General features: G+C 56.5%; 20 protein-coding genes and 1 tRNA gene. 15 read left to right on the top strand and 6 right to left on the bottom strand.

The window, feature by feature from the left end:
* Window positions 1-6: 6 nt before the first annotated feature.
* Both WMO20_RS04660 and WMO20_RS04655 read right to left on the bottom strand, forming a co-directional pair.
* Window positions 7-1632 carry a DUF5046 domain-containing protein gene (locus WMO20_RS04660; protein ID WP_349186000.1) on the bottom strand — a complete coding sequence of 542 codons (1626 nt, stop codon included), beginning with the start codon at window positions 1630-1632 and terminating at the stop codon, window positions 7-9.
* A gap of 120 nt (window positions 1633-1752) precedes the next feature.
* Window positions 1753-3141: an MATE family efflux transporter gene (locus WMO20_RS04655; protein WP_349185999.1), complete on the bottom strand. Its 1389-nt coding sequence runs from the start codon at window positions 3139-3141 to the stop codon at window positions 1753-1755.
* Window positions 3142-3421: 280 nt separating this feature from the next.
* On the opposite strand from WMO20_RS04655, the gene WMO20_RS04650 reads away from it, so the two are divergent.
* Window positions 3422-4258: an RICIN domain-containing protein gene (locus WMO20_RS04650; protein WP_349185998.1), complete on the top strand. Its 837-nt coding sequence runs from the start codon at window positions 3422-3424 to the stop codon at window positions 4256-4258.
* A 72-nt stretch (window positions 4259-4330) separates the two neighbouring features.
* Here WMO20_RS04650 and WMO20_RS04645 read toward each other — a convergent pair whose 3' ends face one another.
* Together WMO20_RS04645 and WMO20_RS04640 are read right to left on the bottom strand one after the other, a co-directional pair.
* Complete coding sequence (locus WMO20_RS04645) at window positions 4331-5221, bottom strand: hypothetical protein (RefSeq protein WP_349185997.1); 891 nt, start codon at window positions 5219-5221, stop codon at window positions 4331-4333.
* A gap of 121 nt (window positions 5222-5342) precedes the next feature.
* A tRNA-Ser gene (locus WMO20_RS04640) sits at window positions 5343-5434 on the bottom strand.
* A 262-nt stretch (window positions 5435-5696) separates the two neighbouring features.
* Here WMO20_RS04640 and WMO20_RS04635 point away from each other — a divergent pair.
* The gene (locus WMO20_RS04635) at window positions 5697-6716 is read left to right on the top strand and encodes an alpha-hydroxy-acid oxidizing protein (protein WP_349185996.1); all 1020 of its coding nucleotides are present in this window, start codon (window positions 5697-5699) and stop codon (window positions 6714-6716) included.
* Window positions 6717-6771: 55 nt separating this feature from the next.
* Here the strand turns inward: WMO20_RS04635 and WMO20_RS04630 are convergent, their stop codons facing one another.
* The gene (locus WMO20_RS04630; protein ID WP_097782507.1) at window positions 6772-7722 is read right to left on the bottom strand and encodes an RluA family pseudouridine synthase; all 951 of its coding nucleotides are present in this window, start codon (window positions 7720-7722) and stop codon (window positions 6772-6774) included.
* Window positions 7723-7832: 110 nt separating this feature from the next.
* Here WMO20_RS04630 and WMO20_RS04625 point away from each other — a divergent pair, with 110 nt between their 5' ends.
* The 7 genes from WMO20_RS04625 (at window position 7833) to WMO20_RS04595 (ending at window position 16458) form a co-directional block, all read left to right on the top strand.
* The gene (locus tag WMO20_RS04625) at window positions 7833-8552 is read left to right on the top strand and encodes a hypothetical protein (RefSeq protein ID WP_242983181.1); all 720 of its coding nucleotides are present in this window, start codon (window positions 7833-7835) and stop codon (window positions 8550-8552) included.
* Between the two features lie 427 nt (window positions 8553-8979).
* Window positions 8980-11640, top strand: a complete 2661-nt coding sequence (gene alaS / locus WMO20_RS04620; RefSeq protein WP_113992392.1) for an alanine--tRNA ligase — start codon at window positions 8980-8982, stop codon at window positions 11638-11640.
* An 80-nt stretch (window positions 11641-11720) separates the two neighbouring features.
* On the top strand, window positions 11721-12053 hold the full coding sequence (locus WMO20_RS04615; protein WP_349185995.1) for a histidine triad nucleotide-binding protein: 333 nt from the start codon (window positions 11721-11723) through the stop codon (window positions 12051-12053).
* A gap of 27 nt (window positions 12054-12080) precedes the next feature.
* A complete protein-coding gene (locus WMO20_RS04610) occupies window positions 12081-12620 on the top strand; it encodes a phosphoribosyltransferase family protein (protein ID WP_005921321.1) in 540 nt (179 codons plus the stop codon).
* 90 nt (window positions 12621-12710) lie between these two features.
* The gene (locus WMO20_RS04605) at window positions 12711-14750 is read left to right on the top strand and encodes a ComEC/Rec2 family competence protein (protein ID WP_349185994.1); all 2040 of its coding nucleotides are present in this window, start codon (window positions 12711-12713) and stop codon (window positions 14748-14750) included.
* A 68-nt stretch (window positions 14751-14818) separates the two neighbouring features.
* A complete protein-coding gene (gene holA / locus WMO20_RS04600; protein WP_349185993.1) occupies window positions 14819-15847 on the top strand; it encodes a DNA polymerase III subunit delta in 1029 nt (342 codons plus the stop codon).
* Window positions 15844-16458 carry a ribonuclease M5 gene (locus WMO20_RS04595; protein ID WP_270193058.1) on the top strand — a complete coding sequence of 205 codons (615 nt, stop codon included), beginning with the start codon at window positions 15844-15846 and terminating at the stop codon, window positions 16456-16458. The genes holA and WMO20_RS04595 overlap by 4 nt, the downstream gene beginning before the upstream one ends.
* Before the next feature lie 4 nt (window positions 16459-16462).
* Here WMO20_RS04595 and WMO20_RS04590 read toward each other — a convergent pair whose 3' ends face one another.
* Entirely contained in the window at window positions 16463-17146 is a 684-nt protein-coding gene (locus tag WMO20_RS04590; RefSeq protein ID WP_349185992.1) for a sigma-70 family RNA polymerase sigma factor, read from the bottom strand.
* 146 nt (window positions 17147-17292) lie between these two features.
* Between WMO20_RS04590 and WMO20_RS04585 the strand changes: the two genes are divergently transcribed.
* The 6 genes from WMO20_RS04585 to WMO20_RS04560 all read left to right on the top strand — a co-directional run bounded on the left by WMO20_RS04585 (window position 17293) and on the right by WMO20_RS04560 (window position 21026).
* Window positions 17293-18033 (top strand): alpha/beta fold hydrolase, encoded by a 741-nt coding sequence (locus tag WMO20_RS04585; RefSeq protein WP_349185991.1) that lies wholly within the window; start codon window positions 17293-17295, stop codon window positions 18031-18033.
* 291 nt (window positions 18034-18324) lie between these two features.
* A complete protein-coding gene (locus tag WMO20_RS04580; protein ID WP_349186075.1) occupies window positions 18325-18663 on the top strand; it encodes a YodL domain-containing protein in 339 nt (112 codons plus the stop codon).
* Entirely contained in the window at window positions 18653-18856 is a 204-nt protein-coding gene (locus tag WMO20_RS04575; RefSeq protein WP_349185990.1) for a transposon-transfer assisting family protein, read from the top strand. The genes WMO20_RS04580 and WMO20_RS04575 overlap by 11 nt, the downstream gene beginning before the upstream one ends.
* A gap of 150 nt (window positions 18857-19006) precedes the next feature.
* Window positions 19007-19444, top strand: coding sequence for a radical SAM mobile pair system MarR family transcriptional regulator (locus tag WMO20_RS04570; protein WP_349185989.1), 438 nt, complete (start codon window positions 19007-19009; stop codon window positions 19442-19444).
* Window positions 19441-20130, top strand: coding sequence for a radical SAM mobile pair protein A (locus WMO20_RS04565; protein ID WP_349185988.1), 690 nt, complete (start codon window positions 19441-19443; stop codon window positions 20128-20130). The genes WMO20_RS04570 and WMO20_RS04565 overlap by 4 nt, the downstream gene beginning before the upstream one ends.
* Window positions 20118-21026 (top strand): radical SAM mobile pair protein B, encoded by a 909-nt coding sequence (locus tag WMO20_RS04560; protein ID WP_349185987.1) that lies wholly within the window; start codon window positions 20118-20120, stop codon window positions 21024-21026. The genes WMO20_RS04565 and WMO20_RS04560 overlap by 13 nt, the downstream gene beginning before the upstream one ends.
* The last annotated feature ends 32 nt before the right edge of the window (window positions 21027-21058 follow it).

The following is a 21058-nucleotide window of genomic DNA, read 5'->3' as shown; positions in this document are numbered from 1 at the left end:
CCTAACTCAATAGCCGTAACTCGGTTCATCGTCCGCAGTGGCAGACGAGAAAATACTCTGGCAGTACAGCCAGTTGCCGCTTGTGTCCATCCAGCCCACATAGAAGCCCCGTTGTGCAGCAAACACATGGTCGGGCAGGGCGTTCAGGCTGTTAGAATAGTACCCGGCGCAGCTGGCAAGCCCCTGTAATACTACCTTGCCGTCTGCGTCCAGCACATCGCATACGTTGCCGTAGGCGCTGCCCACAGCGCTGCGGCTGCCGTAGAACATGGGTCTGCCGTCGGGGTCGGTGGTCAGGTAGTTGACGTAACTGTATTTGCCCTGCAGGGCGGTCAGGTCGCTGACAAGCCCCTGCGGGCCGTACAGCCGGGTGGCGGTGGTCTCGTAGCGGTCGTTGTCCTGCAATTTCAGCCAGACGTAGCCGCTGCCGTAGTTGCTCATCCGTACCCGCTGCTGGTGCTCCACCGGCTCTACGGTGGTGTCGGTCAGCAGCTTGCCGTTGTCCTTGCTGTACACCCGCAGGCTGCCGTCCAGCGCGTAGACGGCTATGGTGTTATCGGTGGTGTTCACATCGTACAGCGGGGTCTTGGTGCCGGTTTCCAGATCATAGAGCTCGTAGCCATGATCCTCGCCGCTGTGCCATGTTACCACATAGCCCGGGAAATATTGGCTGGGCTGCTCGTCAAAGGCGGCAATCAGTCCGCGGTCCTCTGTGGTCATATCCCGCAGTTCGTACCGGCCATCGCCGGTGGAAAAGCTGGCAAGACCGCCCGGGTAGACCTGCAAAAAGCCCGTGTACTGCTCGCCGGTCTGGGTGTTATACAAAATCTGGTCGGTGGTCTCGGCTCCGGTGGCAACGTCCAGCTCCACCCAGTCGCTCAGGGTATCGCTGTCGTAGAAAAGGCGGTATGCCGAGGCGGCATCGGCGCGGTAGACAGGGGTGCCGTCCTTTTCCTGCACCACTACCCAGCTGTTCTGCTGGTAGTCGGTATCCCAGTCGTAATCGTCCAGTCCCTCCGGGCGGGCGTAGCAGCTGAACACCAGCTTATCGCCGCATAGGGTGCAGCTGTATGCGCCCTCCGGCACCGGCAGCGCTGCGCCGGTGGCAAGGTCGATGACCTGACAGGTGCCATAACCGGACTCCGGGACGTATCCGCCATCGATCAGGCGGCTCTCCTGCAGCACCAGCAGGCCGTTTTGCAGGGTAGCGTTCTGCTCGCCCTCAAAGGACATCACCTCAGTGCCGGTCTTGTCGTACAAGGCGGTGCGGCGTCCGCCCCGGCCGGTGGGGTCGGACCAGCTGCGCAGCCAGTAGTCCGCGATGCCGGTGGCACTGTCCTCCACCAGCGAGACGTTCTCGCTGCGGGCAGCCTGGTGCAGCGGGGTGCTGCCGCACAGGATGGTGCTGCTCCCGGAACGGCCATAGCAGTACAGCACCCGCAGACGGCCATCGTTCAGCACGGCGGGGTCGTACAGGGGCTTGCCGCTGTCGTCCGTGGGCACAGAAACGGCAGAGCTTGCAGCGCCCGGCACGCCGGTGGCGGGCGGCAGCAGGGCGCAGCCGCAGCCTAAAGTAAGGGCAAGGGCAGTGCAGACTGCCCCGCAGCCGATACGCAAGACAACACGCTTCATAAAAAACACTCCTTTGCAAAACAGGGAGGAAAATTTTTCCGTTCACTCAGAATACGAAACAGCCGCATTTTTCATTGCAGAGCTTGCAGAAAAATGCGGCTAAAAATGGTTACAATTGCATTACAGCTGTGCCGGGGCATGGGACGCTTCTGCCTTGTCCATCTGCTCCAGCTGCCGCAGAAAGGCCAGCAAAAAGGGCAGCGAGATGAAGAAGGTGAGCGCATCCGCAATGGGCTGGCAGAGCTCCACACCCACAAGACCCAGCACCCGGGGAAGTACAAGGATCAGCGGGATAAAGCACACGCCCTGTCGGCAACAGGCCAGAAAGGTGGCGCGCCCGGCCTTGCCAACGCTCTGGAAGGTCATGTTGGCCACTACGATCACCGGCTGCAAAAGGACGGCAAAGCACTGGTAACGGAAGGCAGGCAGCGCCACGGCGGTGACTTCCGGGTCATCCCGGAACAGACGAATCAAAGCTTCATCCTTCCACCAGCACACCGCGATCAGCGCCACCAGCAGCACAAAGGCGGCTTTCAGGGTAAAGACAGCGGCCTGCCGCACCCGGTGGTACTTGCGTGCGCCGTAGTTGAAGGACGCCACCGGCTGCAAGCCCTGTCCCACGCCGATGGCCACCGAGAGGATGAACATAAAAATGCGGGTCACGATGCTCATGCCCGCCACGGCGGCGTCGCCGTAGCTGCGGGCGGCAAGGTTCAGCAGCATCCCGCCGATGCTGTTCAGACCCTGACGGCCAAAGCTGGGCGCGCCGCCTGCAAGGATCTGCAAAAACTCGCGCGGCTCCCGGGTGACGGCGGAAAGCCGGAACTGGCTGACCGTTTTGCCCCGCAGGAACATATACAGCAGAATGCCAAAGCTGATGGTCTGACTGAGGGCGGTGGCGATACCGGCACCGGCAGTGCCCAGCCCAAGCCCGAACATGAACAGCGGGTCCAGCGCAATGTTCAGCAGCCCGCCGGTGACCAGCCCGACCATGGCAAGGTTCGCCTTGCCCTCATACCGTAGGATGTTGTTCATCACCAGACTGGAGATCATCAGCGGTGCGGCAAGCAGGATGGGGCGGGCGTAGGCGCAGGCGTGGGGCAGAATGGTCTCGGTGCTGCCCAGCAACATCATGAAGTCCAGCAGGGTGGCGAGGCCAGCCACTGCCAGCACTACGCCAAAGGCCAGCGCCGTAAAAAAGCTGGTGGAAGCAAAGCGGGTGGCGGCGTGGGTATCCTGACTGCCCAAGCGGCGGCTGATGATGGTGCCGGAGCCGTGCCCCAGCATAAAGCCCAGCGCCTGTATGATAGCCATCAGGCTGGAAACGACGCCCACCGCGCCGGAAGCGCTGGTGGAGATGCGCCCTACAAAAAAGGTATCGGCCAGATTGTAGATGCTGGTGATCAGCATACTTAAAATGGTGGGCGCGGCCAGACTGAGGATCAGCCGGGGGATAGGGGTCTCGGTCATTTTGTGATACTGCACCGCAGTGCGGTCCTGCTGGGTCATGGAAAAATATCCTCCTTCAAAAACGAGAAAACCGCCCCTTCCAGAGCGGCAGATAAGCTTTGTAAAAACAGTATAACGCAGTTGCGGCAAAATGTCGAGAGGGAGAAAAACGGCCCTTTCTCCCCTGCGAAGGGGCGAAAAAGAAGGCGAAAACAGGGTGGTTTCTATATAAAGTGCTAAAGAATTGTCGAATTGCTTGTGAAAAATCACGATATGTGGTATTCTTTATAAGAAGGAATTGGAAAAATCTGTGCATTTTATGATTGGGAGGGATTTGTACATGAAATCCGTAGCACAAACTGTGATCGAGGCTGACCGCTTTTATACCATTGCCGCTCACACCGGCAATGTCATTCAGGCAGTGGAAGGCAGCAAGGATGGCGGCACTGTCCGTCTGGGCAAGTACGACCACAAGCCTGAACAGGAGTGGAGCTTTGTCCGCGAGGGCGATGGCGTGTACCGCATTCGCAACCGCGCTTCCGGCAAGTTACTGGATCTGACCATGACCGGCACTGCCAACGGCACTTGGCTGCATCTGTGGGAGGACGTGGGCGGCACGTCCCAGATGTGGAAGGTAGAGCACACCCCGGAGGGAACCGTGCGTCTGCGTTCTTCTTGGGCAGGTGGCAAGTGCGTGGACACCGTGGGCATGGGTGCCGAGGTGGGCGCTGTGCTGCAGATCTGGCAGGAAGTGCCCGGCGGTGGCGACCAGCTGTGGGTCATCTCTGAGGTAAAGGACCGCGTAAAGCGTGCCGCTAAGGCTGAGCAGGCATCACCCGCTGTCGAGACGAAGTCCGCACCGGCCAAGGAAGCCGCTCCCGCCAAAAAGCCCGCAGCCCGCAAGCCCCGCACCGCCAAGAAGGTGGAGGAGAAGTCCGCTGCTCCCACCGCAAAGGCCGCAGAGCCGGTCAAGGCAGAAAAGCCCGTCGTGAAGAAGGCAAAGGCAGAGCCAGCTGCCCCCGCCGCAGAGGTGAAGGCTGCGCCCGTTGTGGAGACCAAGGCTGAGACTACTGCTCCTACAACTAAGGCTGCATCTGCTGCGGAAGCTAAGACTGCCCCCGCCGCCGCAAAGCCCAAGGCAAAGCGTGCACCCTGCAAAAAGACCGTAAAGAAGTAAGAGATCATAAAACGCAAAAAAATCGGACAGACCGCGGTCTGTCCGATTTTTTTTTCGTTTATAGAAGCTTTTTTATGCAGCAGGGGCGGCAGCATCATCGCTCTGGGCGGCGCTCTGCACGAACTGCACGATGCTCTCGATGGTCTTGCGCAGCTGCACAAGGCTTTCCACGTCAGAGTCCTGCATCCGGGAGGTGGGAGCGGTCACCACGGTCTGGGCGGCAGTCACCGTGCCGGTCAGCTCTGCATGGATGTGGTGGGCGGGCACGTCCAGCAGGATATGCACCTTGGGGGACAGGGTCTTGAGCAGACCCTGCTTTTCAATGCCCAGAATCAGCTGCGGCGCGCCCTCCCCGGCAGTGAGGTTCGGCAGCTGAAGGTAGAGGTAGCCTTCCTTGGCGTTGGCGGGCTGCGCGGTTTTGAGCTGCTTGAGATCCAGCTGGAAGTCATTCACCTGCTGCAAGCCGGTGGCGGCGGGGTCTACCCCCAGCAGGGTGGCTAGCTGGTCTTGGGAGATATAGCTGCCCAGCGACCAGCCCGGCAGCAGCAGGCTTGCCAGCGGATACTCGGCTACAACCGTACTGCGCAGCTTGTTGTACAGCTGTCCGGCATCGTACAGAGTCTCTTCCTCGCTGATGTACATCCGGGTCAGAGGGGCATCGTTGACGGTGCTGGTGCCCGTCGGGTACAGCGCTAGCTGCACCGCCCGGGGGGTGTACTGGCCGGTCAGGCTGCCGGTGGTACCGCCGAACTTGTCCAGCAGGGCGTAAAGGGCAGGGGGCTCTGCTTCGGTGGAGGTGATGGTGTAGTCCAGCGCAAAGCTGGCACCGCTCTGGAATGCCTTGATCTTGCGGCTGACGAAGCTGTACAGCACTGCCGCAGCCACCGCGCACACCAAAACCAGACACAGCAGAACGATCAGCGCCGCACGCAGACCGGTGCGCTTTTTGTGGGAAGATGCCATGGAAAAACCTCTCCTTCCGGTAAAACGTATTTGTTTCAGCATAACGGAACTGCCCGCAAATGTCAAGCGCCGCAAACTGCGGACAAAACAAAAAACCTGAAACATTTCTGTTTCAGGTTTCTGGCGGAAAGATGGGGATTCGAACCCCAGAACGCTTTTGACACGTTACACGATTTCCAGTCGTGCGCCTTAGACCAACTCAGCCATCTTTCCACATCTTTTGTTCTGCCTTTGGGCGGGTGCCTTTGGCGCTCCACTATAATACCTGAAAGCAGGCTTTTTGTCAAGGATTTTTTTGAAAAAAATCAGACTTTTTTAAAAGTGACGAAAAAGCGCGAGAAAACGTTCTGCCGCATGGACGGAAAGCACATAAAGCCCTTGACGCACCTTTAAAATAGGTCTATATTGAGGGCAAAGAGCGCTGCGGCGGGTCGTTTTGTGCCGCAGCGGCGGGAAATATAAGGAGGATGCTTTTATGACTTATCCTGAAGTGCTTGCCAATGCCCGTACCTGCATTGGTCAATACTGCAAGGCCTGCCCGGTGTGCAACGGCGTGGCCTGTAAAAACCAGATCCCCGGCCCGGGTGCCAAGGGCGTGGGCGATACCGCTATCCGCAATTATAATAAGTGGGCCGATATCCGGGTGAACATGGATACCCTGTGCCCCGGCGGTACACCGGACACCACACTGGAACTGTTCGGCAAAAGCTTCCGCTATCCCTTCTTTGCGGGCCCCGTGGGCGCAGTGAACCTGCATTACTCTGATACCTACACCGATATGACCTATAACGATGTGCTGGTGCGCGCCTGTGCCGAAAACGGCATTGCTGCCTTTACCGGCGACGGCACCAACCCCACCGTGATGGAGATGGCTACCCGCGCCATCGGCGCTGCGGGCGGCTGCGGTGTGCCCACCATCAAGCCGTGGAACATCGACACCATCCGCGAGAAAATGGTACAGGCCAAGGCCAGTGGCTGCTTTGCCGTGGCCATGGATGTGGATGCAGCGGGTCTGCCCTTCCTGAAGAACATGACCCCGCCCGCCGGCAGCAAGAGCGTGGAGGAACTGGCCGAGATCGTGCAGCTGGCAGAGCGCCCCTTCATCGTCAAGGGCGTGATGACCGTCAAGGGCGCACTGAAGGCAAAGCAGGCCGGAGCCGCCGCCATCGTGGTGTCCAACCACGGCGGCCGTGTGCTGGACCAGTGCCCCGCTACCGCCGAGGTGCTGCCGGAGATCGCCGCAGCCCTCAAGGGCACCGGCGTGAAGGTGCTGGTGGACGGCGGTATCCGCACCGGTGTGGATGTGTTCAAGGCGCTGGCGCTGGGAGCAGACGGCGTTTTGATCTGCCGCCCCTTCGTGACTGCTGTCTACGGCGGCGGCACAGAGGGCGTGAAGTGCTACATCGATAAGCTTGCTGGAGAACTGGCCGACACCATGCAGATGTGCGGTGCCCATACGCTGGCGGAGATCACCCCGGATATGGTGCGGGTCTGAGGTTTCTATTATAAGTAACAAAAAGGAGATGCCCGGCAGGACATCTCCTTTTTTGTTACTTCAAAGTGCCGTCCAGCACCTGCTGGTAATACCACGGCTTCGGGGCGTGGAAGGTCTTGCCGCTGAGGAAGGCAAAGTCCGGCTGGGTGAAGCGGGGCATGGTCAGCTCCCATGCGCACAGCGCCTGATACTTCAGCTTCAGCTCCCGGTTGGCACTGTTGTTGCCGTACTTGCTGTCGCCAAGGATGGGGCAGCCGATGCTTGCCATGTGGGCGCGGATCTGGTGGGTGCGGCCGGTGATCAGCTGCACCTTCAGCAGGGCCAGACGGCCGGAGACGGCGATGGTCTCATACCGGGTCTCCACCTCCTTGGCACCGGGCTGCTTGTCCTCCACGATCTTCACGATGCCGCGGTCAGCATCCTTCAGCAGGTAGCCGCCCAAGGTGGCGTCCGGCGGCATGGGACGGCCAAAGGTGACGCAGAGGTAGGTCTTTTGCACCTCACGGTTCTTGATGGCAGAAAGGAACAGCTCCTCAGCCTCCGGGGTCTTGGCAATGATCACAAGGCCGCTGGTGCCGGTGTCCAGCCGGTGGCACAAGGCGGGGGTGTACAGGTCGTTCTCTTTGTACTCGCCCTGTTTGTTCAGGTACAGCAGCGCACGGTTCAGCAGAGTATCGTCCTCCGGGCCGTCCACCGCAACGCCGGCGGGCTTATTCACGATCAGGATCTGCGGGCAGTCGTACACCACCTGCGCCGGGGTGCGGGCGTTCTTCCACGCGGGGCCTTCCACCCGGCGGTCGGCGTCCAGCACATCGTCCAGAATGAACAGCTTGATCTCATCGCCTGCCATCACGCGGGTGGAAAGCGGCTGCTTTTTGCCGTTCAGCTTGATCTTGTTCTCCCGCAGTGCCTTGTTCAGGCGGCCGGGGGTCAGGGCGGGGTACTGCTGGGTCAGATAATTGTCCAGCCGGGTGGGGGCAAGACACTTTACTTTTAAAATTTTCACGGGAAATTCCTCTCTATCTTAAAATCAGTTGCAATAGAATGGGTTCTTGATTCGTTTTTATTGTAGCGGAACGGAAACGTTCCGTCAAGCAAGAGAAAGAAGGTTTTCGTATGAGATGGAACCATAAAATAGTGACACTTACTGTGCTTTTGGCTATTGGAATAACAATGGTGGGCTGTGGGGCGTCCAGTTCCACGGCTGGAAGCACAGCGGCTTCCGCGGCAAGCACGACATCTTCGGAGGCGCAAAAAACGGAAGTACACCCAATGCAAGGTGTTTTACTGAGTGACCCACTTTCGGATGGCACTTATCACATCAGCTTTGAAAGCGATAAAGTATGGGTCGGTGAACGCAAGAATACCATCAACAATGCTGTTGTATACGACTATGACCGGTACACAGCCGCAGATATTGAAGCATTGAGCGAAGGAGATACCATTATAACACATCTAAACGGGACAGAGGAAATTACAGCCCTAACAGTGGAAAGCGTTGAGAGAGAAAACAACTATGTGACCATCAACGGTGGAATAGAAGAAGGTGGTATTGACTTATGCAAAGAGGATGACCACTACCGGACTCTGACATGGGATGATTTTCCCGCTTATTATGAAGTTGGAGTGGTTAAGCAACTTGTTATGGCAGACGATATCGAACTATCGGACGGTGCAGCAGACTTTGAAGCCGACCCAGTGATCGTAAAGGGAGATCGGGCGGTTTGTGATGCAATGAGCAATGAAGAAGATGCTTATGGGTGGAATGCAGGAAACACGACCGTGACCATCCAAAACGGCGAGATAACCCGTGCAGACCGCATCTGGGTACCGTAAATTTTGCTCAAAACCGTTGACAAACGTTTTGCGTATGCTATAATTTAGCTGTACGCAAAGGGGCACTATGCCTACCTTGCGGAATGTAAAATTATGACAGATGGCAATGATGGGGTCAGAAATGCACACACCACCGTCCAGAGAGAGCGCCCACGGCTGTAAGGTGCTCCGGTCGGGATCATTTCGCGCCACCCCGGAGCTTCCGGCGAATGTAAACCGGACGCTGCGCAGCGTTAATGCGCCGAAAGCGGCAGGGGACACGTTATCCTTTGCAATTTGGGTGGTACCACGGAGTTTGATGCACAAGCAGCCTTCGTCCCTTTTGGGATGAGGGCTGTTTTTTGTTTTTTCACCGTGCCGCCCCTCTGCCATAACAGCATAAAAAACGGCGTCTGAGCGCCAAAGACAATTGAGGAGAGAAAGATCTATGCAATGGACCGGTTTGAATGAACTGCGCGAAAAGTACCTGAGCTTCTTTGAAAGCAAGGGTCATCTGCGTCTGGACAGCTTCCCCCTGGTACCCAAGAACGACCCCAGCCTGCTGCTGATCAACAGCGGTATGGCTCCCATGAAGAAGTGGTTCCTGGCACAGGAGGAGCCGCCCCGTCATCGCGTGACCACCTGCCAGAAGTGCATCCGCACCCCGGATATCGAGCGCGTGGGCATCACTGCCCGCCACGGCACCTTCTTTGAGATGCTGGGCAACTTCTCCTTCCAGGATTACTTCAAGGACGAGGTCATCCCTTGGGCATGGGAGTTCCTGACCAGCGATGAGTGGATGGCGATTCCCAAGGATCGTCTGCACATCTCTGTCTATGAGGAGGACGACGAGGCCTACGATATCTGGACCAAGAAGGTTGGCATTGCCCCGGACCACATGGTGCGTCTGGGCAAGGAGGACAACTTCTGGGAGCACGGCTCCGGCCCGTGCGGTCCCTGCTCCGAGATCTATTTTGACCGCGGCCCTGAGTACGGCTGCGGCAAGCCGACCTGCGGCGTGGGCTGCGACTGTGACCGCTATATGGAGATCTGGAACCTCGTGTTCAGCCAGTTCGACGCCGACGGCAAGGGTCACTACGAGCGTCTGGCACGCCCCAACATTGATACCGGTATGGGTCTGGAGCGTCTGGCCTGCGTGATGCAGAACGTGGGCAACCTGTTCGAGGTGGATACCGTGCAGAGCGTGCTGCATCATGTGGAGCACATTGCAGGCAAGACCTACAAGCAGGACCCCAAGACCGATATCTCCATCCGCGTCATCACCGACCATATCCGCAGCTGCACCTTTATGGTGTCTGACGGCATCCTGCCCTCCAACGAGGGCCGCGGCTATGTGCTGCGCCGTCTGCTGCGCCGCGCTGCCCGCCACGGCCGGATGCTGGGCATCGACCACCCCTTCCTCGTGGATCTGGTGGAGACTGTCATCCAGTCCAGCGAGTCCGCTTACCCCGAGCTGCGCGAGCATGACGCCTATATCAAGAAGGTCATCGGCACCGAGGAAGCAAACTTTGCCCGCACCATCGATGCCGGCATGAACATCCTGAACAACATGATCGACCGTCTGGAGAAGGCACACCAGAAGCTGCTGAGCGGCATGGACGCCTTCAAGCTGAACGATACCTTCGGCTTCCCGCTGGATCTGACCAAGGAGATCGCCGCCGAGCAGGGTCTGGAGATCGACGAGGACGGCTTCCATGCAGAGATGAAGAAGCAGAAGGAGCGCGCCCGCGCCGAGCGTCTGAAGAAGAACATCTCCGGCTGGAGCGAGGATCTGTTCGGCGCACTGGAAGCCGAGCCCACCGTCTTTACCGGCTACGACACCCTGACCGACAAGGGCACTGTTGTGGCGCTGAGCGATGAAGAGACCCTGACCGATGCCATTGCCACCGACGAGGAAGCAAAGGACGGCGTGCTGGTGGTGCTGGATAAGACCCCCTTCTACGCTGAGATGGGCGGTCAGGCTGCAGACCACGGCGTGCTGAACGGTGCTGAGTGCAGCCTGCGTGTGCTGGACGTGAAAAAGACCCCCAAGGGCTACTACGTCCACACCTGCGTGCTGGAAAGCGGCATTGTGAAGGTGGGCGATGTGCTGACCGCACAGGTGGACAAGGGCTACCGCATGGCCATTGCCCGCAACCACACCGCTACCCACCTGCTGCAGGCTGCCCTGCGTGAGGTTCTGGGCGACCATGTGCATCAGGCTGGTTCCTATCAGGATGCCTCCATCACCCACTTCGACTTTACCCACTTCAGCGCCGTGACCCCCGAGGAACTGGCACGGGTGCAGAAGATCGTCAATGATAAGATCTTCGATTCCATGAACGTCACCGTGCAGGAGATGCCGGTGGAGGAAGCCAAGAAGCTGGGTGCAATGGCTCTGTTTGGCGAAAAGTACGGTAAGGTGGTCCGCGTGGTGGATATCGAGGGCTGGTCTACCGAGTTCTGCGGCGGCACCCACGTCAAGAACACCGCCCAGATCGGCGGCTTCAAGATCGTCAGCGAGTCCTCTGTGGCTGCCGGCATCCGCCGTATCGAGGCTGTCACCGGCCGCAACCTGCTGATCCGTGCAAACCTGCAGGAAGCTATGCTGCATGATGTGGCGAACACCCTCAAGGCCAACAACGTGGCTTCTCTGCCCGCCCGTGCCGAGGCTGTGATGGCCGAGAACAAGGCCATGAGCCGCGAGCTGGAGGAGATGAAGGCAAAGATCGCCGCTTCCAAGGTGGACAGCCTGTTCGACAATGCCGAGGAAGCAGACGGCGTGAAGATCGCTTCTGCATACTTTACCGGTACCACCGGCGACACCCTGCGCGGTATGTGCGACAGCATCCGTGACAAGGCCGTGAACCCCGTGGTGGCTGTTCTGGTGGGCAAGGCCGAGGATAAGATCACCATGGCCGTTACCGTGAATAAGCTGGCACAGGAAAAGGGCCTGAAGGCTGGTGTGCTGGTCAAGGAGCTGTCCGCTATCGCAGGCGGCAAGGGCGGCGGCAAGCCGGACTTTGCAATGGCAGGTCTGAAGGACGAGACCAAGATCGATGAAGCACTGGCTGCTGTGAGCGCCATCGTCAAGAAGGCTCTGGGCTAAAAAGGATCCATGTCCCCGCCCGGTGCCGGATGCGCGCCGGGGCGGCGGGCTTTTGTAGAAGCAGAAAGGAGTGTTCCCCCATGGAAGATTGTCTGTTTTGCATGATCGCAGAGGGCAAGATCCCCTCTAAAAAGCTGTACGAGGATGACCAGGTGGTGGCATTCTATGACATCAACCCGCAGGCAAAGGTGCATTTCCTTGTGGTCCCCCGCAAGCACATCTCCTCTGCCGCTGCGCTGACTGAAGAGGATGCCGCCCTGCTGGGCCACATCTTCACCGTCATCACAAAGCTGGCCAAGGAGCAGGGGCTGGAAAACGGCTACCGCATCATCTCCAACGTGGGCGAGGACGCAGGCCAGACCGTGAAGCATCTGCATTTCCATGTTCTGGGCGGCGAAAAACTGCCTGTCTGATTCCAATACGAAAGGGAGATTTTGATTATGGCTGAAACTTATACCCTGCACGTTGCAGGCCTGACCCGTGAGCTGACCATCTGCAAGGTGAACGACCACATGGACATTGCCGCTTTCATCATGCTGGGCGATGCCGAGCTGACCGTGGCCGCCGCTGCGGAGCTGCTGAAGAAGTGCCCGGATTTTGATATCCTGCTCACCGCCGAGGCCAAGGGCATCCCGCTGGCACACGAGATGAGCCGTCAGAGCGGCAAGCCCTACATCTGCGCCCGCAAGGGTGTCAAGCTGTATATGCCGGATCCCGTGGTGGTGGAGGATCAGTCCATTACCACTGCCGGTAAGCAGAAGCTGGTCATCGACCGCAAAGAGCTGGAAAAGATGAACGGCAAGCGGGTGCTGGTGGTGGACGATGTCATCTCCACCGGCGGCTCTCTGAAGGCGCTGGACGCGCTGGCTGAAAAGACCCAGTGCACCATCGTGGGTCAGGCCGCTGTTCTGGCCGAGGGCGATGCTTCCGAGCGCAAGGATATCATCTTCCTTGAGCCGCTGCCCCTGTTCTTCCACTAAGCTGGGATGCGCCGCCCGCTCTGCGCGTTCTGCGCCGGAATGATGGGCCTTAGTTTCCTGTGGACTTTTTTGCCGCAAACGGAGCTTTTTATGCCGTTTGCGGCATTTTTTGTTGCCTTTTTGCTGCTGCTCTGCATCCCACGCCGCAGCCGCAAGCTGGCGGTCTGCCTGCTGTTGGGTGCACTGGCAGGGCTTTGCGCGGTGTACACTACAAACGCCCGGCTGGAGCGTGCCCGGGCAAATTACGCCGGGCGCACCGTGCTGCTGACTGCTGAGGTGGAGCGCGCGGACAGCACCTATTTTTCGGACACAGTGGACGCGACCCTGTGGGTGGAAGGCGTGAACGGCAGACGTGCAGGCTTCCGCATCACCTGTGCAGAACTGCCCGCCTGTGCGGCAGGGCAGCGGGTGCAGGGCTGGTTCACGCTGCAACAACCGGACATAGAAGAACGGACGGCACAGTATGCAGACGGCATCGCGCTGCAGGCAGAGCCTGTACCGGAAAAACCACAGCTTACCGTGCTGGGCGAGAGCGGCAGCTTCCGTGCCCGCACCCACCGCTTGCAGCAAAAACTGAGCGAGAGCCTGCGCCGGGAGATGCACCGGGACACCGGCGGCGTGCTGGCTACCATGACGGTGGGCGACCGCAGCGGGCTTTCGGCGCAGCTGCGCAGCGCCTACCGGGGCGCGGGGCTTTCCCATGTGCTGGTGGTCAGCGGTATGCACGTTTCCATCCTGTGCGGGGATATCCTGAGCGTTTTGCTGCCCTATCGCTGGGAGCAGAGCTACCGCAGCCGCAGACGGCGCACGGTCTGGAAAAGTCTGCTGGCGCTGGTGCTGATGGGGGTGACCGGCTTTACACCCTCGGTGCGCCGCGCCGCCGTGGCGGTGTGGGTCAGCGCCTTGGGTGTGTGGGTATGGGGCCCGGCGGATACTCTCACCTCGCTGGCGGCGGCAGGCATCCTGATGACCGCCGTCAACAGCTATGCGGTGTGGGATATCGGCTTTGAGCTTTCCTTTGCAGCAGTGGCGGGCACGGTGGCGGGTGGTGCCTGCATCCGCTGGATGCGGGATGCCCACGACAGACGCTTTTGGATCAAAGCCGGGGAGAACCTGCAAAAGCCGGTCAGGCGCCCGTGGTTTAATAGGTTGCCGGAGCGTTTGCAGGGTCTTGCAGAGAGCGCCTGCATTGCCGCCTGCGCCTCGGCGGCTACCTTCCCGGTGCTGGTGCTGCGGGGCCTGAGCGTCAGCGCATGGGCGGTGGTCTCCAGCATCGCGGTGCTGTGGATGGTGCAGCCGCTGCTTTTGCTGGGGCTGGCAGTAGCTTTTATGGGACTGGTGCCGTGGCTGGCACCGGTGCACGGGGTACTCTCCCGGGCGGCAGACCTGCTCACCGGCCTATTGAATGGCTGGGCGGTCTGGCTCTGCACAAAGCCCGGGGCGTCCATCTACTTTGATACCGCCTACGCAGCACTGGTCTGTCTGCTGCTGTGCGGGCTTGGGGTGCTGGCTTTCCGTTGGCGGGTGCGTCTGCGGGTGGCTCTGCCGGGCATCCTGCTGGCAGCAGCGGTGGGCATCGGGCTGGGGAACGCCCTCAGCCGGGACGTGGTGCACATCGACCTTGTGGGCAGTGCACAGGCACCTGCGGTAGTGGTTACCCAGAACGACCGAGCGGTGGTGCTGTTCCGGGGCGGCAGCGCCGCCCAGCGTGCGGTGGAAAACCAGCTGGCGCGGCGGGGCGTGCGCACCGTGGAACTGGTGGCAGACCTGCGCATGAATGCAAAAACCGCCTGCACCCTGCCCGCGCAGCAGGGCATCCGGGCAGAGCGTCTGCCGGTGAACACAGCACGCAAACTGCGCTGCACCCCGGCGGCGGTGGAACTGCTGCGCACCCGGGAAGGGTGTCTGGTAAGGCTGAGCATCGGCAACCGACAGTTTGTAACTTTAAGCGGCAGGGCAGAGCTGGCGCAGCCGCTGCAAACGGAGTGGCTGATCGCTACGCCGAAAAAGCCGGAGACGGTGCGGTATCAAAAGCTGCTGGCGCTGCGCAGCTACAGCTGGATGGCACCGGAAACGCAGTACACCGCCTCCCTCAGCCTGCGCCGCACCGGTGGCGAAAAACTAGGGTAGCGCTTTGCAATCCGGGCCGAGTGTGGTACAATACAAGGAGCATTTTATAACAGGAAAGGGGCATTTGCATGGCCACGGAAGCAAAACTCCGGCAGCTGGCCGACAAGGGCTGCCCGGTCTACTATTTTTATTCCAGCGAGCGGTATCTGGTGCGGCAGGCAGTGGCGGCGGCGGTGCGGGTGCTGTCGGCAGACAGCGACGAGGACGCCACCATCCTGGACGGCGCTGCCCCGGAGCTGGAGCAGCTCATCATGGCAGCGGGCACCATCTCCTTTTTTGGTACCCGGCGCGTGGTGGTGCTGCCGGAAATAGACCCCGCCGCCTACGGCAGCAAGGACTTGGACGAACTGTGCAGCACCCTTTCCAGCTTGGAAAACGCCGTGGCGGTGCTGGGCAGCGTGTTCCCGCTGGAGCGCAGCAAACTCAAGCTGGGCAAGCAGGCGCAAAAGCTGCAAGCTCAGTGCAAAGCCATCGGCTACGCAGAGGAACTGGCAAAGCCCCGCCCCTTTGAACTGAAAAATCTGATGATGGAGCGCGCAAAGGCGCAGGGCGCAACCCTGCCGGACGGCGCAGCCACCGCATTGCTGGAGCGCTGCGGCGAGGACCCGTTTCTGCTGGAAAACGAGGTGGACAAGCTCTGTGCCCTGTCCGGCTACCAGACCGTGAGCGCCTCTATGGTGGCAGAGATGGGCACAGTGAGCCTTGAAGCGGATGTGTTCGAGATGATCCGCATGATCACTGCCAAAAACGCCACCGGAGCCTGCAAAAAGCTGCAGACCCTGCTGCGGCTGCAGCAGGAGCCCATTGCCATTACAGCAGCCATGATCGGCAGTTATGTGGATCTGTACCGGGTAAAGCTTGGGGCGGCAAAGCGGAAAAATTACAGCGCGGTGCACAAGGATTTTGGCTATAAGGGCAGCGACTACCGGCTGAAGCGCTCGGCAGAGACTGCCGCCCACTACACCCTGCCCCAGCTGGAAGCCTGCTTGCAGGTGCTGCTGGAGCTGGATCAAAGCCTGAAAAGCCAGCCTGTGGCGGCGCAGACACTGCTGGAAACAGCACTGTGCCGTCTGGCGCTGGCGGGGAGCGGAAGATGATGCAAAACGAGATGATCCATACCGACCGCGTGCTGATCGTGGAGGGCAAGTACGATGCCGTCCGTCTGGCGCACCTGACCGATGCCATGATCCTGCTGACGGATGGTTTTGGCATTTATAAAGACAAACAGCGCCAGCAGCTGTTCCGGGCGCTGGCGCAGAAAAACGGCCTGATCTTACTCACGGATTCGGACGCGGCAGGCTTCCGCATCCGCAATTACATCACCAACATGGTGGGTGCGCAGAACGTGGTGCAGGCCTATGTGCCCGCCATCCACGGCAAGGAAAAACGCAAGGCGCAGCCCGGCAAGGAGGGCTTGCTGGGGGTAGAGGGCGTGGACGATGCCCTTGTGCGGCAGGCGCTGCTGGACGCCTTGGGCGCGGAAGCCGGTGCCGCGCCGGTGCGCCCGGCAGGGCGGCAGATCACCTACACCGATCTGTACGAGTGGGGGCTTTCCGGCAAGCCCGGCAGCGCCGAGCGCAAGGCCAGACTCTTGAACGCGCTGGGCCTGCCGCCGCGCCTTTCCAAAAAGGAACTGGTGGAGGCCTTTAACCGCCTATATACTTTTGAACAACTGGACGAATTGCAGTTGAAAATTTTACAGGAGTAAAAACCTAGCCGTTTTTGCCCCATGCCTGCCGCAGCAGTTCCAGCGCGTGGGTCTCCAGCCGGGAAACGTAGCTGCGGCTGATGCCCAGCAGCCCGGCGGTTTCCAGCTGGGTCAGGGATGGCTGTCCGGCCAGCCCGTACCGCAGCAGTAAGATCTGCCGCTCCCGGGCAGGCAGCGTGTCCAGCAGCTGCCGCAGCCGCCGGACATCCTCCTGCCGCTCACAGCTGTCCTCCATGCAAAAGCCGTCCTGTATCACGTCTGCTAAGGTCAGCGCCGAGTCCCCGTCTGCCTCCAAAGCTTCTTGCAGAGAGACGGTCTGCCCGCTCTTGCGCTCCCGCCGGAACTGCATACGGATCTCGTTTTCAATGCAGCGGCTGGCATAAGTGGAAAACCGCGCCTTGCGTGTGGCATCAAAGGTATCTACCGCTTTCATCAGCCCGATGGTGCCGATGGAAACAAGATCCTCCTGATCGCCCGGCAGGGCGTAATATTTTTTTACGATGTGCGCCACCAGCCGTAGATTGTGCCGGATCAGCTTTTCCCGGGCGGCGGCGTCCCCGGCGCGCAGGGCACTGAAGGCGGCAGCTTCCTCCCGGGCTGTGAGCGGACGCGGAAAGCAGCCGCTTTCCAGATGGAGCGCCAGAAACAGAAATTTTGTGGCGAAAAATTGTAGCAAGGTCAGCAGCACACGATATCCCTCCCGGTACATAGTTGTTAGATTGTATGAGCCGGGGCGCGGATAGTTGCCGGAGAAGCCTTTTGTGCGCGGTATCTTTTCCGCAGGGAAAAAGCGTGGTATATTGAGGGGGATAACTCGGAATTTAGAGGTGTAAGATGGAATATAAAGAATATGGCTCAAAGAATAATGATATTGTAATTTTATTACACGGTGGAGGTCTTTCTTGGTGGAATTATATAGATGAAATATCCTTGCTTGAAAATGAATTTCACATAGTTACTCCTATATTAGATGGACATTCAGGAAGTGATACAAATTTTACTTCTATTGAAAGCAATGCTCTAGAAATAATAAATTTTATAAATAAAAATTATAATGGAAAAGTAAAACTAATTGGAGGGTTATCATTAGGCGGACAAATTTTGTTGGAAATATTATCTGAAAATCCTAATATATGTGAATGCGCTATTATTGAAAGTGCTTTGGTAATGCCAATGGACTTTACCTATAAAATGATAGAGCCAATATTTAATTTATCATATTGTTTGATAAGTAAAAAGTGGTTTTCAAAACTACAATTTAAAAGTTTAAAACTTAAAAAAAGCTTGTTTGCTCTATATTATGAAGATACTTGTAAAATTACAAAAGATAATTTAATTGCTTTTATGAAGTCAAATTCTAATTATGAAGTAAAAAACACTTTATCGCATACTAAAGCAAAGACCCTCGTATTAGTTGGAAGTAAAGAAAGACCTATTATGAAAAAATCAGCAACTAAAATTGTTCATTTAATACCAAATAGTGAACTTGAAGTATTACAAGGATATTATCACGGAGATATTAGCATAAATCATGCAGATGATTATGTTGAAAGAGTAAAGAGATTAGTTCGTTAAATTCCCATTTATCGAGTGACGAAAACAATACATCCTTCTGCGGACAACCCCAAAACGGTTGTCCGCTTTTTATACGCTGAAATCTGAAAAAAGACAAAAGCGCCAAGTGAAACCGAAAAATATCTCATCTTTTGCCGCTGCTTTTGGCAGCACAATATATTGCTTTAAAATTTGTGCATTTTCAACAGATGCAAAGTGACCAATGATTTCCCGCGCTAGTTGACTGAACACCGATGCAAAGACCCTGTACAGCATCTTGCTGGACCGCATGGGACTGTCCGCTAAAAACGGATTGATAATTACGAGATTCTCTACCGTGGCAATCTTCCGACCGGAAAGCGCAGCGTTCCTCAACCGGAACTGTTGGAGCAGCTGTATCAGAAATTCAACTGTGCTCAGCCCATGGATTATCATGGCCACAGCCTGTCTGTCAGCGATGTTATCCTGCTGAATCAGGCCGGAAAAATATCGGCACATTACGTTGACAGCATCGGCTTCAAGGAACTGCCGGGGTTTCTGGATACAAAGCCGGAGCACTCTTCTGTTCTGCAAATGCTCAAGGAGAAGTGCGATGCCCCGGAGTGCAATCCTACCGTCTGCCGGAAAGCGAGGGATGGACATGAACTTTGACCATGAAGAACTGATGCTGATGATGCTCTACAACACCGGCACCCGGCTGGGGCTTATCCACGAACTGCGGCTGATTCAGTGCTACCTGATGCCCGATGAAACTGCCCTGCGGGAACTGTCGGAGGGGGTTATCGAAAAACTGAAACTGCTGACCGATGCAGAGTTTGCCGAACTGGAATTTCCCCCGGACTGACTTTTGCCGCCTGCGGGCGGCGTACATAAGCTCTATTACAATGCTATTTGGTATGGTATATTGAACTCGACAACTCGGAACATACAAGCTCTTGACAGTAAAACTCCTATATAGTATTATTTAAAAAAACTACTATATAGGAGCTTTTGCATGAAAACAAATGGCGGATTTCTTGTCACCAAAATAAAACAACTTGGAGACCGGATTTTTGAAAAAATTCTCAGCGAGAAAAATATTGATGCGTTTAATGGAGCTCAAGGGCGTATTCTTTATGTGCTGTGGCAGGAGGATGGTATCTCAATCAGGTCACTCTCGGTCAAATGCGGATTAGCGATAACATCTCTTACGACGATGCTGGAAAAAATGGAAAATCAAGGGCTGATAAGACGTGTTCAGTCTGAAACGGATAAAAGGAAAACACTCTTGTTTCTGACTGAGAAAGCACATTCCTTAAAGGGCGAGTACGATTCTGTATCTGACGAGATGGGAAGTATTTACTACAAAGGTTTTTCAGAAGAAGAAATTGCCCAGTTTGAGGAATACCTCGACCGTATCAGAAAGAATCTTGAGGAGTGGCAGAAGTCATGAGTATTTGTATCAAAAATCAGATTCAGAACATGAATATCGTCATTGGCTGCACAGTGGGGTGTACATATTGCTATGCCCGCAACAACGTGAAACGCTGGCATATGATTGATGACTTCGCTGACCTTGAATTCTTTCCGAGTAAGCTCAAGATGATGGAAAAGAAACGTCCGCAGAACTTTCTTCTTACCGGCATGAGCGATCTCTCCGGATGGAAGCCGGAATGGAGAGACGAGGTATTTGCAAAGATCCGTGAAAATCCACAGCATCAGTTCCTGTTCCTTACCAAGCGACCTGATTTGCTGGATTTTGATACCGATCTGGAAAACGCATGGTTTGGCGTTACAGTGACGAGGAAAGCAGAACTGTGGCGTATTGATGCCCTTCGGAAAAACATCAGAGCAAAACATTACCATGTTACCTTTGAGCCGTTATTCGACGATCCCGGCACAGTTGACCTTTCCGGAATCAATTGGATCGTTGTGGGCACCATGACCGGAGCTCAGAGCAGGAAGATTCATACGGAGCCGGAATGGGCATGGTCTCTGACGGACCAGGCAGATAAGCTCGGCATTCCGTTGTTTATGAAGGAAGACCTTGTCCCTATCATAGGGGATGAAAATATGATTCAGGAAATGCCGGAAGAATTTAATAAAGTGTTAGAGGTACAGAAATCATGGAAGAAGTAATAAATGGAATCCTCATTCGTGAGGTGGAAACAAAGAACATCATGACTAAGTCTAGTCTGCCGGTAGGCGGTTACTCGGTCAATCCCTATGTGGGCTGTACACATGCCTGCAAGTATTGCTATGCTTCTTTTATGAAGCGCTTTACCGGGCACAAGGAGGAATGGGGCACTTTCCTTGATGTGAAGCATTGGCCGGAAATTAAAAATCCGAAGAAATATGCCGGACAGCGGGTGGTCATCGGTTCTGTGACAGATGGCTACAATCCACAGGAGGAGCAATTCGGGAATACCAGAAAACTTCTGGAGCAGCTGATCGGCAGTGACGCAGATATTCTGATCTGCACAAAGTCGGATCTTGTGGTACGGGATATTGATCTGCTGAAGAAGCTTGGACGTGTAACCGTTTCATGGTCGATCAACACACTGGATGAAAATTTCAAGAACGATATGGACTCTGCTTCGAGCATTGAGCGCCGTATCGCTGCTATGAAGCAGGTATATGAAGCAGGTATCCGTACAGTCTGTTTCGTATCCCCGGTATTTCCCGGTATCACGGACTTTGAAGCCATCTTTGAGCGGGTAAAGGATCAGTGCGATCTGTTCTGGCTCGAAAATCTCAATCTTCGAGGCGGTTTCAAAAAGACAATTATGGATTATATCGCCGAAAAACATCCTGATCTTGTACCACTTTACGACGAGATCTATAACAAGCATAACCGCAGCTACTTTGAAGCACTTGAAGTAAAAGCTGCGGAAATGGCTAAGAAGTATGATTGTGCCTTTGTGGATAATGAAATGCCTTATGGAAGAGTCCCGCAGGGACATCCGGTAATCGTGGATTATTTCTATCATGAGGAAATCCGAGGGACAGAGAATACCGGAAAAAGAAATCGCTAACTTCCAGTTTATCAAATAAGTAAATCATTCCA

Source organism: Faecalibacterium intestinale (genome assembly GCF_040096575.1).
GTDB classification, from domain to species: Bacteria; Bacillota; Clostridia; order Oscillospirales; family Ruminococcaceae; genus Faecalibacterium; species Faecalibacterium intestinale.
The sequence above is the reverse complement of the archived record's forward strand: the minus strand, read 5'-3'. Positions and strand labels throughout refer to the sequence as shown.

What these genes read in the sequence shown, in the direction of transcription:
- alaS (WP_113992392.1), top strand. Translation starts at nt 8,980, where the DNA reads ATGCAATGGACCGGTTTGAATGAACTGCGCGAAAAGTACCTGAGCTTC.
- WMO20_RS04585 (WP_349185991.1), top strand. Translation starts at nt 17,293, where the DNA reads ATGGAATATAAAGAATATGGCTCAAAGAATAATGATATTGTAATTTTA.
- WMO20_RS04560 (WP_349185987.1), top strand. Translation starts at nt 20,118, where the DNA reads ATGGAAGAAGTAATAAATGGAATCCTCATTCGTGAGGTGGAAACAAAG.
- WMO20_RS04625 (WP_242983181.1), top strand. Translation starts at nt 7,833, where the DNA reads ATGAGATGGAACCATAAAATAGTGACACTTACTGTGCTTTTGGCTATT.
- WMO20_RS04635 (WP_349185996.1), top strand. Translation starts at nt 5,697, where the DNA reads ATGACTTATCCTGAAGTGCTTGCCAATGCCCGTACCTGCATTGGTCAA.
- WMO20_RS04575 (WP_349185990.1), top strand. Translation starts at nt 18,653, where the DNA reads ATGAACTTTGACCATGAAGAACTGATGCTGATGATGCTCTACAACACC.
- WMO20_RS04650 (WP_349185998.1), top strand. Translation starts at nt 3,422, where the DNA reads ATGAAATCCGTAGCACAAACTGTGATCGAGGCTGACCGCTTTTATACC.
- WMO20_RS04595 (WP_270193058.1), top strand. Translation starts at nt 15,844, where the DNA reads ATGATGCAAAACGAGATGATCCATACCGACCGCGTGCTGATCGTGGAG.
- WMO20_RS04615 (WP_349185995.1), top strand. Translation starts at nt 11,721, where the DNA reads ATGGAAGATTGTCTGTTTTGCATGATCGCAGAGGGCAAGATCCCCTCT.
- WMO20_RS04655 (WP_349185999.1), bottom strand. Translation starts at nt 3,141, where the DNA reads ATGACCCAGCAGGACCGCACTGCGGTGCAGTATCACAAAATGACCGAG.
- WMO20_RS04565 (WP_349185988.1), top strand. Translation starts at nt 19,441, where the DNA reads ATGAGTATTTGTATCAAAAATCAGATTCAGAACATGAATATCGTCATT.
- WMO20_RS04570 (WP_349185989.1), top strand. Translation starts at nt 19,007, where the DNA reads ATGAAAACAAATGGCGGATTTCTTGTCACCAAAATAAAACAACTTGGA.
- holA (WP_349185993.1), top strand. Translation starts at nt 14,819, where the DNA reads ATGGCCACGGAAGCAAAACTCCGGCAGCTGGCCGACAAGGGCTGCCCG.
- WMO20_RS04610 (WP_005921321.1), top strand. Translation starts at nt 12,081, where the DNA reads ATGGCTGAAACTTATACCCTGCACGTTGCAGGCCTGACCCGTGAGCTG.
- WMO20_RS04645 (WP_349185997.1), bottom strand. Translation starts at nt 5,221, where the DNA reads ATGGCATCTTCCCACAAAAAGCGCACCGGTCTGCGTGCGGCGCTGATC.
- WMO20_RS04605 (WP_349185994.1), top strand. Translation starts at nt 12,711, where the DNA reads ATGCCGTTTGCGGCATTTTTTGTTGCCTTTTTGCTGCTGCTCTGCATC.
- WMO20_RS04660 (WP_349186000.1), bottom strand. Translation starts at nt 1,632, where the DNA reads ATGAAGCGTGTTGTCTTGCGTATCGGCTGCGGGGCAGTCTGCACTGCC.